This is a genomic window from Sinorhizobium alkalisoli, assembly GCF_008932245.1.
GTDB lineage: Bacteria > Pseudomonadota > Alphaproteobacteria > Rhizobiales > Rhizobiaceae > Sinorhizobium > Sinorhizobium alkalisoli.
Genome location: NZ_CP034909.1, coordinates 506,559 through 519,717, shown reverse-complemented (window position 1 = coordinate 519,717; position 13,159 = coordinate 506,559). Strand labels below are relative to the sequence as shown.

Sequence of the window (13,159 nt, the reverse complement as noted above, 5' to 3'; positions counted from 1 at the left end):
GGCATAGCCGTCAAAGCGGTTCAAGCGCGCCGCGGATCAGGAACTGTTAGTCCCCGTAATATTGGTTCAGTTTGTCAGAGAACTTTCACAAATACAGGCCGTCACGCTGCGCCCGCATCAGGTCCGTGATCCTGTCGTCTGGCTTTTCGTGGAGTACGAGACGGAGTTCCACAACAAGATCTCCCCGCTCGCCGTCGGCGCCCCTCATCCCCTTGCCGGCAATGCGGATCTCCCTGTCGGAACCCGACCAGGCCGGCACGATGACCGCAACGGGTCCGTTCGGCGTTTCGATCGGCGTCTCGCAACCCAGTACCGCATCCTGGAGGCTGACGGGCAGTGTGGTGACCAGATCGAGACCCCGGGTCCTGAAGGGGCCGTCCTGGGCAATGCGCAAGGTCACGACGACGTCGCCACGCGTCATGCCCGCGACCCGGTAGCCCTGCTCCTTCAACCGAATCACCTCTCCGTCCCGCGCACCAAGCGGAATTGCGAGCTTCGCCGTTTCGCCGTCGGGAAGCTCCACGGAAAGGCGTGCCCGGTTCATGACCTCGTCGACGCTCACCGGGATGTCGACCACCAGGTCCGGCACCTTCTCCGCCGACCTCGTGATGCGATCGCGAATGCGACGGACGATCGCTGCAACCAGTTCCGTCGCATTCGCGGCGGAGCGCCGAGAGACGGAGAGTTCCGCTTTCGGACTTTCCGGCTTTGCCTCCGCCGCCGTCTCCGGTTTTGGATCTGCCGCCTTCTCGGTCGGGCGCGCCGCGGCCGGCTCCGGCCGGGGACCGCTTGCCTGCGGCTCGACGCCAAAGATCCGCGAGACCGCGTCCTCGGCCGTTTCGGCACCGACCGACTCTTCGAACGTCTCCGTCCCGCGCATCTTCGCCTTCATGGCCTCCATGCGTCGCAGTTCCGCCTCGCGCCGTGCCCAGTCATAGCGGCTCCTGCGTACTGGATCGCGCAGAAGTTCGTAGGCCCTGCCTGCTTCGGCGAAGCGCTCCGTGGCCAGAGGGTCGTTCTGGTTGTGATCCGGATGGATCGCCTTGGCGACAGAACGCCAGGCGGCCTTGATTTCCTCCTGCCTGGCATTTCGGCGCACGCCGAGGATTGCATAAGGATCGCGCATGGCTTGTCACCATTTTGATCGACGATCTTTCCCGACTGCCCGTGCCAATGCTGTGGCGACAGCAGGAAGACCGCGAGAAAGGCCCTTCTGCATGTCTCCATAGATCGATCTCGGCCTAAGGAGACATGTAGCAATTCAAAGTCCGACAGCGATCCCTGCGTGTCTGGTCAGACGCGCCGTCGCTGCAATTCTTAGAGAGATGATCGGGGAAAGTTGCTAAATATCGGTTAGTCGGCGGCGCCCGCGATACGCTCGGCTTGTCCTTGCGGGCCGGATGCCCAGGGCTTTCGAGAAACGTGGTTAACCGGCCATTTCAACTGCGTGGGCCGAAGCTCGTCAGATACCATTCGCCATTCTCGAGCCGGCAGGTCTTGCCGTCGAACTTGGCTATGCCTTCGAAGGAGTGGCGGGTCGTGGTAAAGCGGCGGCAGAGAACGCCCGATGCGCTGTCTTCCTCGATGCTGCTGATGACGCCGGCGCTTCCCGACGTTGTGTTTGCCCACGGAATGGCATTGTTGCCGCCCTGACTGATGTCGGCGGAGGAAACCGCATTGCGAACGGTAACGGCGTCGGAGAGCCCGTCCGACGTCTTGGCGACCGGAACGGTTCCCGTCGAGACAGAGCGGTCGACATCCGATTTCCCGAACATGTCGAGGCCGCCGCCCATGCAGCCCGAAAGCACGAGCATCATCAGGCAAACGGCCGTGCCGCGCAGCCGTGCGAAGGAAAAATCCTTCTTGCCTTCGATCCACTTTGCTATGTCTTGCACGGCAATCCTGTCAGAGTCGCCAGAGCCGAACCGATGCTGGGGAAGTCCCGAGGGCAGCTCTGACCTAGTTCAATGCGGTAACACCGGAACGGGATCATTCCCGACGGGTTCCCGCACCAGATATACGGGCATTGGAAGCCAATATGACCTCGAATGAGTTAACAAGCAGTGACTTCACGGATGCAAGCGAACCCTTTTCCCTTTTCGGCACATGGCTGAAGGACGCCGAAGAAAGCGAAGTCAACGATCCGAACGCCGTCGCCCTCGCCACCGTCGACCCGGATGGCATGCCCAATGTGCGCATGGTCCTGCTCAAGGGTTTCGACGAACGCGGCTTTGCCTTTTACACGAATTTCGAAAGTCGGAAAGGGCGTGAAATCCTGGCGACGCGCAAAGCCGCCATGTGTTTCCATTGGAAATCGCTGCGCAGACAGGTGCGCCTGCGCGGTCCGGTCGAGACCGTATCGGAAGAAGAGGCGGACGAGTATTTCAGGAGCCGGCCGCGCGGCAGCCGTATCGGGGCCTGGGCTTCCAAGCAGTCCCGCCCGCTCGAGGGCCGCCTGGCGCTCGAAAAGGCGGTCGCTGAGTTCACCGCGCGTTACGCCATCGGCGAGATCCCGCGCCCGGAATATTGGTCCGGCTTCCGCATTCGCCCGACCTCGATCGAGTTCTGGCACGACCGCCCCTTCCGGCTGCACGACCGCATCGAGTTCAGCCGGCCGGCGCCGGAAGGCGGCTGGGTGAAGGTGCGCATGTATCCCTGAAGGTCCCGGGCGCTACGCCACGGCAAACCGGAACGGAATCCCGGATGCGAGCGCCGAAACATAACGGGTGCTTTGGAAGTAGCCGTTGAGCGATATCCGCGGCAGAGCGTGAAGGTTTGCGCCGGAAGAGAGGGTGCCCGGCTCCGTCGTCACCGCAACTGCGAAGCCGAGATCGGCGGCCAGGCGACAATCGCGCGCCGAGACGGTGGGGCGGAAGCCGTAGGGATAGGCAAAGCTGAGCGGCCGACGGCCGGCGATCGCTTCGACGCGCTCCGAGGAAATCAGAAGCTCCCGCTTCGCTTCGTCGTCGCCAAGTCGTGCCAGGGCGCGATGGCTGACCGTGTGTGCACCGAGGCTTGCGAGCGGGCTTTCAAGCAAGGCGCGCAGACCGGCCTCGTCCATCGTCAGCCGCTCCGTGATCGCCAGCGCATCGATGCCGTCCCTTGCCGCAGTCCTGTCCAATGCGGCAATCGCACCCGCCTCTTCCGTCTTGTGGATGTGAGCGGCGATGCGGTCGAATGCCGCCTGTTTTCGGGAAAGGCACGCAATCGCCATTTCCTCCTCGCCTTGGCCAAAATCAAAGCGGATTTCGCCGCAGGCGGAGAGCCAGTCGGCGAGCGTCTCCCACCAGAGGGTATGGGTGCGGTCGACATAGCCGGCGGTAACGAAAACAGTGAAGGGAACGGCGTACCGCTCGAAGACAGGCAGCCCGTGAACGAGATTGTTGCGATAGCCATCATCGAGCGTGAAGCAGGCGACCGGTTGCGTGTCGCCAGCAGCGAGGTGCATGGGCAGGTCCTCGATCGCCACGAAACGGTAACCAGCATGCCGCAACGCGACAATCGCCTCCTCGAGAAAATCCGGCGTGATTTCGAGGTGCGCGTTAGGGGCGAAGGCGCGCTTGCAGGCCGGGCGTACATGATGGAGCGTGAAGATCGCGCCGCGCCCGCGGGCCTCCGCCAACAGGCCGGCACGCGAAAGAAGATGTGCCGTCTCGAGGCCGCCGGTTATGGCGGTGCGTCTGACATGGTTTAGAACCAGCCGCGCGAGGCCGTGTCTCATCTTCCCTCGATCCCATCCGGAACCCGCACCGGCGCCGAAAGACGGGACCGTCGGGATCTGCCTTGCAAGTCGCGAAGCGGGAGACCGCTAAAAAGTCGCGGCACCCCACCACGGGCGGCAGGCTAAGCCGGCGGCGTTAAGTCTTGCTGAATCCTGTGGATCATTCGGGCGCAGGAAGTCCGGCCGCGACCGTAGAAACCATGCCGCAAGCGCTCTCAGCCCTGAATTGGCGGCGCCGACAGTCCCCCGACCGGTTTTCGCCTCAATGTTGCGGCAAAGCCCCCTGCTGGCACATAATGGAACAATGACACGCGAGCGGCCAAAGCAGCCGCCTCGATGGGGGCTTCGATGAAGAACTTGCATATTGCCTTGGCGACGTTGGCGGCATTCCTCCTTGCCACAGCTTCGGCCTTTGCCGGCAACGCATCTCTCGTTCTGGACGCCCGCAGCGGCCGGGTGCTTTCCGCCGAGAATGCCGACGACCTCAATCATCCGGCGTCGCTTACCAAGATGATGACGCTCTACCTCACCTTCGAAGCACTGCGCCGAGGCGAAATCGGCTGGGAAACCAAAGTACCGATGTCGCAGGAGGCTGCCCGCAAGCCGCCGACGAAGTTGCGCGTCAAGGCTGGCGACACGATCACCGTCCGAGACGCGGTCTATGGCATGATCGTGCAATCGGCCAATGATGCGTCGGCAGCCATGGCCGAGAAACTCGGCGGCTCTGAAGCGAACTTCGCCCGGATGATGAACACGAAGGCCAGCCGGCTTGGCATGAACCGGACCTTCTTCGTCAATGCATCAGGTCTGCCCGCGAGCCAGCAGGTGACGACGGCACGCGATATGGCAAAGCTCGCCGTCGCGCTCATCAGGGATTTTCCGTCCGAATACCGGCTTTTTTCGATGCAGAGCTTCACTTTCCGCGACCGCACGATCCGCGGCCACAATAATCTCATGTACCGCTACGACGGCATGGACGGCATCAAGACCGGCTATACCAATGCGTCCGGCTTCAATCTCGTGAGCGCCGTCCGGGACGGCGATCGCCGCATTATCGGTGTGGTACTCGGCGGGCGGACTGCAAAAGGTCGCGACAACAAGATGGCGGCCCTCCTCGACCAGCATCTTGGAAGAATTTCGTCACCGAAGGTGGCGACCACGGTTGCCGCAGCGAAGGCGAGCGGTAAGGCAGAAGTGCCGACATTGCCTGGAGTTTCGCTGTCCTACGCGAATGAAATCAACAGGCTCGATAAGGCCGAATCAGCGATCATGGCAGCGACCGCAATTGCGGTTCCGCAGGACAGGCCAACCGCTGTAGCGGAAGTGGCAAATGCGGAACAGCCGAGCGGCAAGTGGCAGATCCAGATTTCCACGACGCCGTCTGCGGAAGGCGCACGTCGAATCCTCATCGAGGCCCAGTCCGACGGAGGCGCAGCACTGCTCGGCGTTTCACCCCACACGGACGTAACCGGGACCGGTTCGGCCACCCGTTACCGTGCGCGATTTGTCGGTTTTCCCACTCGGGAGGCCGCAGCCTCGGCCTGCGACGTTCTGAAGAAGCATTCCTACGACTGCCTGCTGCTTCCCGGACGCAGCTGATCCACGCGAGCGGAATGCCGCATGTCTCGCTCACCAACAAACAGGGCGGGCGTCTCCGTTTTCACGCCTGCGTGCCGCCGACGGTGATCTGGTCCATGCGCAGATGCGGTTGGCCGACGCCGACGGGCACCCATTGGCCTCCCTTACCGCAATTGCCGACGCCGGTGTCGAGCTTCATGTCGTTGCCGACCATCGTCACTCGCCGCATCGCATCGGGCCCGTTGCCGATCAGCATCGCGCCCTTCACCGGGGCGCCGATCATGCCATTCTCGATGAGATAGGCCTCGGTGCAGCCGAACACGAATTTGCCGGAGGTGATATCGACCTGACCGCCGCCGAAGGATACGGCGTAGATGCCCTTCTTCACCGAGGCGATGATCTCCTCCGGCGTGCGGTCGCCGGCAAGCATGTAGGTGTTGGTCATGCGCGGCATCGGCACATGCGCATAACCCTGGCGGCGGCCGTTGCCGGTCGGCTCCATACCCATGAGGCGGGCATTCTGCCGGTCCTGCATATAGCCGACGAGCTTGCCGTCGTCGATCAGCACGTTGTAGCCCGACGGCGTGCCCTCGTCGTCGACCGAGATCGAGCCGCGCCGCGCCTCTATAGTGCCGTCGTCGACGACGGTCACACCCTTGGCGGCGACCTGTTCGCCAATCAGGCCTGCGAAGGCGGACGTCTTCTTGCGATTGAAGTCGCCCTCCAGGCCATGGCCGACGGCCTCGTGCAGCATCACGCCCGGCCAGCCGGAGGCGAGCACGACATCCATGGTGCCAGCCGGCGCGTCGATTGCCGACAGGTTGACGAGAGCCTGGCGCAACGCCTCGTCGGCGCCTCGCTTCCAGTTTTCTTCGACGACCAGATCGCCGAAGCCGCGCCGCCCGCCCGAGCCGAAGGTGCCGGTTTCCTGTCGGTCGCCCTCGCCGACGACGACGGAGATATTGATACGGGTCATCGGCCGCACGTCATGGACGCGATGGCCATCGGCCCTCAGGATATCCACCACCTGCCAGCTGGCGGAGACTGTCGCAGTCACCTGCCGGACCTTCGGGTCCTTGGCGCGGAGATAGGAATCGATCTCCTGCAGCAGCCTGACTTTGGCATCGAAGGTCGGTTCGCCGATGGGGTTTTCGTCGCCGTAGAGCTTCTTGTTGGTGCGCTGCGGGGCCGCGGCGTAGCTGCCGGAATAACCGCGGGTCACCTGCCCGACCGCGTCCGACGCACGCTTCAAAGCCGAAAGCGACAGTTCGCCGGCATGGGCGTAGCCGACGGCATCGTCGGCGACTGCCCTGAGGCCGAAGCCCTGGTCGGTATTGAAGCTACCACCCTTCAGGCGACCATTGTCAAAGGAGAGCACCTCCGCCTGCGAGTGCTCAAGGAAGAGCTCCCCGTCATCGGCTCCGGAAAGCGTCTCGGCGAGAACCTTGCGGACCGTCACCTCATCCGCGTCGAAGAGGCTTATCAGGTTGGTGTCCATCGTCTGCTCCGCATCAAGAAGGATTCCTGCTCCATTTAGGGAGCGCGGTGCCGCAAGCCAAGAAAAAAGCTCATGGGGAAAAGCCGGCGTGCCACCCGTCGAGCAGCACGACCTCGCCGACGCCGGCAAAGCGGGCGATGCGATCGAGTTCGGCGGCAAGCTTCTCCATCCGACCCGACGCGGCCCGCACGCCCGGCTCCAGCCAGAGGCGGCGCACGTCGAGGCTGCCGCGCTTGCGGTCGGCCTTCATGTCGATACGGCCGATCAGGCGGTCGCCTTCGAGCAGCGGAAAAACATAATAGCCGTATTCGCGCTTCGGAGCCGGCACGAAAACCTCGATGCGATAAAAGAAGCCAAAGAGACGTTCAGTTCGGTTGCGGTCGCGCAGCAAAGGATCGAAGGGGCTCAGCACTCGAATGCGGCCGGGCGGATCGGCGATCGCGCCGAGCGTGTCCGGAAAGCCTGCGAAGGCGTAGGACGGGCGCGGCTTTCCGCTATTGGCGGTCTCGATGGCGACGTCGCAGAGTTCGTCGCGATGGGCTGTCACCCACGCCTTGGCCTCCTCCGGAGACACGAGATCCCAGAAAGCGGCGATCTCGCCATGGGTCGCAAAACCGAGCCGCTGGAGCGCGCTGCGGCAGGCCCAGTCGACGAATTCCTCGTGGCCGACATCGCCGTCGTAATGATGCGCGGGAATGACGCGTTCGGTGAGGTCATAGACCTTCTGGAAGTTCTCGCGCCGGGCGATTGCAAGCCTGCCCTGCCGCCACAACACTTCGAGCGCCGTCTTCGACGGGTGCCAGTTCCACCAGCCGCCGGATGCGTGCTCCTCCTCCTTGAGATCACGCGCCATGACCGCGCCGTTGCTGGCGATCCGTTCATAGGTTTCGTCGCAGCCCGCATCGAAACCGTCCCCGCGCCATTTGCGCCAGCGTTCGCCAAGCGTCTCGGCCTCCCATTTGAAGCGGTGCTTCCAATAGACGAAGAACCTGCTCGGAATGATCGAGGCGTCATGCGTCCAATGCTCGAAGAGCTCGCCGTCCTTTTCGAGAAGCTCCGTCAGGTGCTCCCGGCGATAAGTCTGGTTGCGGGAGAACAAGATCTGGTGATGGGCGCGCTCGACCGTCGCAATGCTGTCCACCTGCACGAAGCCGATGTCATGGATGAGCTGCAGCAGCCCCTCCTTGCCGAGCGCGCGGTGCGGCGCGGCAGAGAGTCCCTGCCTGGAAAGAAAGATGCGCCGGGCATCGCGATTGGAGAGGCGAATCGTCATGCGTCGAGGATAGGCTTATATTCCCATATATCAAATGCCCCTTTCGCCGCCTGCGTCCGGGCAAGCCGCATTGCCCTTGCCGATCGACTTGCCTATAGAGCGAGCACGAAATGCGCGAGGATACAAGGAGAGGATACGAGGATTGGATATCCGCCTTACCGATTGTTCTGTCCGCTTCGGCGATAGGGAGGCGCTTCACCCGCTGACCCTCGCCCTCCATGAACGGCGCATCGGCATCATCGGTCTCAATGGCTCCGGCAAGACCACCTTCGCGCGGCTGATCAACGGCCTCGTCAAGCCGACGACGGGGCGCGTAGAGGTCAACGGACTCGATACGGTCAAGGACGACCGGGCCGTGCTCGCCGAGGCCGGCTTCATCTTCCAGAACCCGCAGCACCAGTTGATCATGCCGATCGTCTCCGACGACATCGCCTTCGGCCTCAAGAATCGCGGTTTGCCGGCCAAAGAGATCTCAACTCGAATGGAGGCGGTGCTGGCGCGCTTCGGCATCAGCCATCTCGCCAGGCGACGTGTGCACGAGCTGTCGGGGGGCGAGACGCAGCTCGTCGCCATGGCGAGCGTCGTCGTCACCGGGCCGAAAATCCTCATCCTCGATGAGCCGACCAACCAACTCGACCTGCGCAATCGCCGCATGGTCGCCGAGACGATCGAGGCGCTCGACGAGGACACGATCGTCATCACCCATGATCTCGGGCTCGTCGAAGGCGTCGAGCGGCTTTTGCTCTTTCACGAGGGAAGACTGATCGCCGATGGAAGCCCGGGCGAGACCATCCGGCACTATCACGAGGTCGCCGGATGCTGACGAGCCTCTATGTCGAGGGCCGGACCTGGTTTCACCGCGCGCCGGTGCGGGCAAAGCTGATTGCCCTCCTTGCCCTCAGCATCGCGCTCTTTACGACCAACTCTTTATTGCTGCTGCTGCCGGCCTTTCTCCTCTGCGGCGGGCTCTATTTTTCGCTCGGCCTGACGCTTCGCCAGGCATTCGCGCGCGTCGGCTTCGTCTTCTTCACCATCCTGGTGCTCGCCGTCGTCAATCTCTTCCTCGTTCCCGTCCCTGAGGTGCTTGCCCTCGTCCTCAGGCTCATGGCGCTCGTCCTCTTTGCCGCGGCCGTCACGGCGACGACGACAATCGGCGCCTTCATGGACGAAGTGACGGTTCTCTTGGGGCCGATCGAGCGCCTGGGCCTGGTTCGAGCGGCCGATGTCAGCCTCGCGCTCGGGCTCGTGCTGCGCTTCGTTCCCGATATCTTCGCCCGCTACCAGGCCATCAGGGAGGCGCATCGCGCACGCGGCGTGCCGATCAGGCCGCTGACGATCATCGGTCCGCTGATCATCCTGACGTTGAAAGATGCGGATACGATTGCGGCCGCCATTGACGCCCGCGGGTTTCGCCGTCAATGAATTCGAGATTGCTAATAGAGGGTAGGACCACATGAACACCAGAGACCTCGTCCTCATCGCGCTCTTCGCCGCGATCGTCGTCGTACTCGGCCTTATTCCACCGATCACGCTCGGCTTCATCCCGGTTCCGATCACGGCGCAGTCGATGGGCGTCATGCTTGCCGGCTGCATCATCGGCGCCAGGCGCGCGGCGCTTTCCTTCCTGCTCTTCGTCCTCCTGGTCGCGATCGGTTTGCCGGTCCTGTCGGGCGGGCGAGGCGGCCTTGCCATCTTCGCCGGCCCCTCCGGCGGCTTCATACTTGGCTGGGCGGTCGCCGCCTACGTCACCGGCCTCATCGCCGAGCGCGCCATTCGGCCGGGTGTTTCGGAAGGACGTCAGCTCATCGGCTTCTTTCTCGCTTCGGTGGTCGGCGGTATTCTCGTGCTCTATGCAATCGGCGTTCCGTGGCTTTCCTTCGTCACGGGCACGCCGCTCATCGCAGCCGCAGGCGGTTCGCTGGCCTTCATTCCAGGTGACCTCGTAAAGGCCGCGATTGCCGCGCTGGCGGCGCGTGCCGTCTACGCCGGCTACCCGTTGCTGCCGGCGCGCGCCTGAGCCGATGCCGCTTTCCAGCGCGATCGCTGTCCATGCGGCTGAGCGCCCGCATGCCCCGGCTTTCCGCATGGAGGACCGGCTCTTCTGCTTCGAAGAGTTGTCCGCGGACGCTTGCCGCCTTCTGTATACAATCGAGCGGTCAGCCGCACGGGCAACCCAGCGAAGCGTCCTTTCCGGCCGCGCGCGCCTCATCGCGCTCGAGATCGGCAACCACCCGCTTTTTGCCGCGGCCTTCATCGCCGCAACGGCCGGTGGCAATTGCGCCGCGCTCATCGATCCGCACCTGCCGGAAGCCACGCGCCGGCGGATGAAGGCGCAACTGCGTCCCGAGATCGTCATCCTCCCCGATGGCGATTTGCTGCGCCTCGAAGTGCCGTCGGCCGGGCAAAGCCACGCATTGGATGCCTTCGCCGGCTCCTCGCCGCTTCAGGGCGGCGATGGCGCGGAGCCGTTCCTCGTCGTCTTCACTTCCGGCACCACAGGCGAACCGAAGGCGATCGTCCGCGATCGCCGCTCGTGGCGCATCAGCCTCGAAACCGGCCAGAGCTTCTTCGGCATTGGGCCGGAGACGACGACCTATGCGCCCGGACCGCTGGCGCATGGGCTGACGCTTTACGCCCTTGCGGAGTGCCTTTGGGCCGGCGCCGAATTCATCGGCGCAAGGCATTTCGATCCACATCAGGCACTGAACGAGATCGCCGAGAGAAACGTCAAGCGGCTCGTGCTCGTGCCGACCATGCTGCGGCGGCTCTGCGCCGAGGCGCGCGGGCTCGCCTGGAATTCGGTCGAGAAGATCACCGTCGCCGGCGCCAAGCTGACCCCCGGCGACCGGCAGGCCGCGGACCGCACTTTCCCCTCTGCGGCGGTCACGGAATATTACGGCGCATCGGAACTCGGCTTCATCACCGTCTCCGGTGCCGCGGACAGGCACGGCCCGACAGCCGTCGGCAGGGCATTCCCCGGCGTTCGACTGGCGATCCTCGATGACCATGACACCGCCCTGCCCCAGGGCGAAACCGGTACGATCTTCGTCGAAAGCGAACTGATCTCGGACGGATATATGGGCGACGGCGACGGAGCGGGTTTTCGAAGGCAGGGCCCCCTCGCCACGGTCGGCGATCTCGGCTTCCTCGATGCGGAGGGTACGCTGCATTTGATCGGCCGCGCCGGCGGCATGGTGCTATCCGGCGGCAACAATATCTACCCTTCCGAAGTGGAAACGGTAATCATGGCAGTGGCCGGCGTCGAGGCGGTTCATGTCTTCGGCCTCGAACACCCGGATCTCGGCAGCGAACTGGCGGCGATCATCCAGCCGAACGGCAGCTTCGATCCGGCCGCATTCGCTCGCCATCTTGCTGACGCGCTGCCGCGCTACAAGCATCCGCGGAAGATCTGGCTCTGCCGGCAGATGCCGATGACCGCCTCTGGCAAGGTCGCGGTCAAGGAACTTCGGCAATGGATCGCGGAGGAGCACCCTGCCCTTGAGCGCCTCATCTGATCCGTTCCGCACACCGGTCATCATCGCTGCGCTGCGCACGCCGATCGGCCGCGTCAATGGTAGCTTGGCCGCGGTGGAGCCCGCGGGCCTTGCCGCCGTGCTGATCGAAAGGATCATTGCCGATACAGGCGTAGATCGGGGCGAGATCGACGACGTGCTCCTCGGCAACGCCGCCAACAGCGCCGGCAATCTTGCCCGACTGGCCGCGCTCGAGGCCCATCTGCCGGTCTCCGTCCCGGGCGTCACGGTCGATCGCCAATGCGGCTCGGGGCTCGAAGCCATCGTGCTTGCCGCCCGTCAAATCCAGGCCGGCGCCGGACGCTTCTATCTCGCCGGCGGCGCGGAGAGCGCGAGCCGCGCCCATATTCGGCTGCGGCCGCCGCTTGCGCGAGGCGAGGAACTACAGCCGGTGAAGCGCGCACGCATGGCGCCCGATTTCATCGGCGATCCGGACATGGGGGTCGCCGCCGAAAATGTCGCGACCGACTGCGCCATCTCCCGGGAGCGCCAGGACCAGTTTGCTCTTGAAAGCCATCGGCGCGCCGTTTCGGCGGAGGCTGCCGGTCGCTTCATACGCGAGATCGTGCCGGTCATGACCGCGTCCGGACCCGTTGCCAGAGATGAATGTCCGCGCGCCAATGCGGCTGCCGAAACGCTCGCCCGGCTGAAGCCGGTCTTCGTTAGGGGCGGCACCGTCACCGCCGGCAATGCCTGCCCGATCAATGACGGCGCTGCCATGGTGCTGGTCACGAGCGTCGCCGAAGCCCGCCGGCTCGGGGTTTCGGTTGCGCTCGAATTCATCGACGCGGCGACGGCCGGGGTCGACCCGAACCTTCTCGGGCTAGGACCCGTCCCGGCGATGGCGAGGCTTCGCGCCCGCAATCCGGGATTCGACATTGCCGAAATCGACTTCATCGAATTCAACGAGGCTTTTGCCTCGCAGGTTCTCGGCAGTCTCGACCGGCTTGGAATCCCACCTGAGCGCGTCAATCTCGATGGCGGCGCGATCGCGCTCGGCCACCCCTATGGCGCTTCCGGCGCCATCCTGGTCGTGCGGCTGTTTTCGCAGATGCTCGAGGCGATATCGGAGAGCCAGGGCCTGGCAATGATGGGTGTCGGCGGCGGCATGGGCATTATCGGGCATTTCCGCCGCCGACAGCTCGATCAGGAGAGATAGCCGGAGAGCCAGTCACGGGTTGCCGTCGGCAACGGCACCGGCTGGTGGCGACCGCGATCGACGGCGACCCAGACGATCTCGATCTCGGCGGAAAGCGCATCACCGGTTTCGACACGAACGGCAAAGCTCACCGAACTGCCTCCGATCTTGGCGACGGTCACGGTGAAGCGGGCGGGGTCGTCGAAACGCAGGCCGCGATGGAAGATGCAGGCCGACCGGCGCACGAGATAGGCCGGCTCGTGCTCGACGGCCGGGCGGTGCCGCCAGAGATTGGCCAGCGCGGCCTCCCCATGCGCGTAATAGGCCGCATTGTGCATGTGCCCATGCATGTCTATATCGCGAAATGGAATGCGGATTTCCGTGACATTCTCCCGCTCGATGCCGTCCATGCGAGACC

At 64.0% G+C, this 13,159-nt stretch carries 13 protein-coding genes; 7 read left to right on the top strand and 6 right to left on the bottom strand.

Annotation, left to right across the window (positions count from 1 at the left end; translation table 11 throughout):
- Positions 1-85 precede the first annotated feature (85 nt).
- Positions 86-1,126 (bottom strand): DnaJ C-terminal domain-containing protein, encoded by a 1,041-nt coding sequence (locus EKH55_RS02465; RefSeq protein WP_069460399.1) that lies wholly within the window; start codon positions 1,124-1,126, stop codon positions 86-88.
- A 313-nt stretch (positions 1,127-1,439) separates the two neighbouring features.
- Positions 1,440-1,895 (bottom strand): RT0821/Lpp0805 family surface protein, encoded by a 456-nt coding sequence (locus EKH55_RS02460; RefSeq protein WP_069460398.1) that lies wholly within the window; start codon positions 1,893-1,895, stop codon positions 1,440-1,442.
- 143 nt (positions 1,896-2,038) lie between these two features.
- Between EKH55_RS02460 and pdxH the strand changes: the two genes are divergently transcribed.
- Positions 2,039-2,659: a pyridoxamine 5'-phosphate oxidase gene (gene pdxH, locus EKH55_RS02455; protein WP_069460397.1), complete on the top strand. Its 621-nt coding sequence runs from the start codon at positions 2,039-2,041 to the stop codon at positions 2,657-2,659.
- Between the two features lie 12 nt (positions 2,660-2,671).
- On the opposite strand, the gene EKH55_RS02450 is transcribed toward pdxH, so the two are convergent.
- Positions 2,672-3,721: a polysaccharide deacetylase family protein gene (locus tag EKH55_RS02450; protein ID WP_151610922.1), complete on the bottom strand. Its 1,050-nt coding sequence runs from the start codon at positions 3,719-3,721 to the stop codon at positions 2,672-2,674.
- A gap of 348 nt (positions 3,722-4,069) precedes the next feature.
- Between EKH55_RS02450 and EKH55_RS02445 the strand changes: the two genes are divergently transcribed.
- Positions 4,070-5,320, top strand: a complete 1,251-nt coding sequence (locus tag EKH55_RS02445; protein WP_151610921.1) for a D-alanyl-D-alanine carboxypeptidase — start codon at positions 4,070-4,072, stop codon at positions 5,318-5,320.
- 61 nt (positions 5,321-5,381) lie between these two features.
- On the opposite strand, the gene tldD is transcribed toward EKH55_RS02445, so the two are convergent.
- Positions 5,382-6,797 (bottom strand): metalloprotease TldD, encoded by a 1,416-nt coding sequence (gene tldD, locus EKH55_RS02440; protein WP_151610920.1) that lies wholly within the window; start codon positions 6,795-6,797, stop codon positions 5,382-5,384.
- Positions 6,798-6,867: 70 nt separating this feature from the next.
- Complete coding sequence (locus EKH55_RS02435) at positions 6,868-8,070, bottom strand: winged helix-turn-helix domain-containing protein (RefSeq protein WP_151610919.1); 1,203 nt, start codon at positions 8,068-8,070, stop codon at positions 6,868-6,870.
- A 142-nt stretch (positions 8,071-8,212) separates the two neighbouring features.
- Here EKH55_RS02435 and EKH55_RS02430 point away from each other — a divergent pair, with 142 nt between their 5' ends.
- The 5 genes from EKH55_RS02430 to EKH55_RS02410 are packed head-to-tail and all read left to right on the top strand — an operon-like array spanning position 8,213 to position 12,762.
- Entirely contained in the window at positions 8,213-8,893 is a 681-nt protein-coding gene (locus EKH55_RS02430) for an energy-coupling factor ABC transporter ATP-binding protein (RefSeq protein WP_151610918.1), read from the top strand.
- Positions 8,887-9,492 carry a CbiQ family ECF transporter T component gene (locus EKH55_RS02425; RefSeq protein ID WP_069460392.1) on the top strand — a complete coding sequence of 202 codons (606 nt, stop codon included), beginning with the start codon at positions 8,887-8,889 and terminating at the stop codon, positions 9,490-9,492. Before EKH55_RS02430 ends, EKH55_RS02425 begins: the two co-directional genes overlap by 7 nt.
- A gap of 31 nt (positions 9,493-9,523) precedes the next feature.
- Positions 9,524-10,087, top strand: a complete 564-nt coding sequence (locus EKH55_RS02420) for a biotin transporter BioY (protein ID WP_151610917.1) — start codon at positions 9,524-9,526, stop codon at positions 10,085-10,087.
- Between the two features lie 4 nt (positions 10,088-10,091).
- Complete coding sequence (locus EKH55_RS02415) at positions 10,092-11,585, top strand: class I adenylate-forming enzyme family protein (protein ID WP_151610916.1); 1,494 nt, start codon at positions 10,092-10,094, stop codon at positions 11,583-11,585.
- A complete protein-coding gene (locus tag EKH55_RS02410) occupies positions 11,569-12,762 on the top strand; it encodes a thiolase family protein (RefSeq protein WP_151610915.1) in 1,194 nt (397 codons plus the stop codon). Before EKH55_RS02415 ends, EKH55_RS02410 begins: the two co-directional genes overlap by 17 nt.
- On the opposite strand, the gene EKH55_RS02405 is transcribed toward EKH55_RS02410, so the two are convergent.
- Complete coding sequence (locus tag EKH55_RS02405) at positions 12,750-13,151, bottom strand: acyl-CoA thioesterase (RefSeq protein WP_069460388.1); 402 nt, start codon at positions 13,149-13,151, stop codon at positions 12,750-12,752. The genes EKH55_RS02410 and EKH55_RS02405 overlap by 13 nt on opposite strands.
- Positions 13,152-13,159 lie beyond the last annotated feature (8 nt).

Bases quoted from the DNA above. Each gene is read 5' to 3' on its own strand.
- EKH55_RS02465 (WP_069460399.1), bottom strand. From the start codon at position 1,126: ATGCGCGATCCTTATGCAATCCTCGGCGTGCGCCGAAATGCCAGGCAG.
- pdxH (WP_069460397.1), top strand. From the start codon at position 2,039: ATGACCTCGAATGAGTTAACAAGCAGTGACTTCACGGATGCAAGCGAA.
- EKH55_RS02450 (WP_151610922.1), bottom strand. From the start codon at position 3,721: ATGAGACACGGCCTCGCGCGGCTGGTTCTAAACCATGTCAGACGCACC.
- EKH55_RS02445 (WP_151610921.1), top strand. From the start codon at position 4,070: ATGAAGAACTTGCATATTGCCTTGGCGACGTTGGCGGCATTCCTCCTT.
- tldD (WP_151610920.1), bottom strand. From the start codon at position 6,797: ATGGACACCAACCTGATAAGCCTCTTCGACGCGGATGAGGTGACGGTC.
- EKH55_RS02435 (WP_151610919.1), bottom strand. From the start codon at position 8,070: ATGACGATTCGCCTCTCCAATCGCGATGCCCGGCGCATCTTTCTTTCC.
- EKH55_RS02425 (WP_069460392.1), top strand. From the start codon at position 8,887: ATGCTGACGAGCCTCTATGTCGAGGGCCGGACCTGGTTTCACCGCGCG.
- EKH55_RS02420 (WP_151610917.1), top strand. From the start codon at position 9,524: ATGAACACCAGAGACCTCGTCCTCATCGCGCTCTTCGCCGCGATCGTC.
- EKH55_RS02415 (WP_151610916.1), top strand. From the start codon at position 10,092: ATGCCGCTTTCCAGCGCGATCGCTGTCCATGCGGCTGAGCGCCCGCAT.
- EKH55_RS02405 (WP_069460388.1), bottom strand. From the start codon at position 13,151: ATGGACGGCATCGAGCGGGAGAATGTCACGGAAATCCGCATTCCATTT.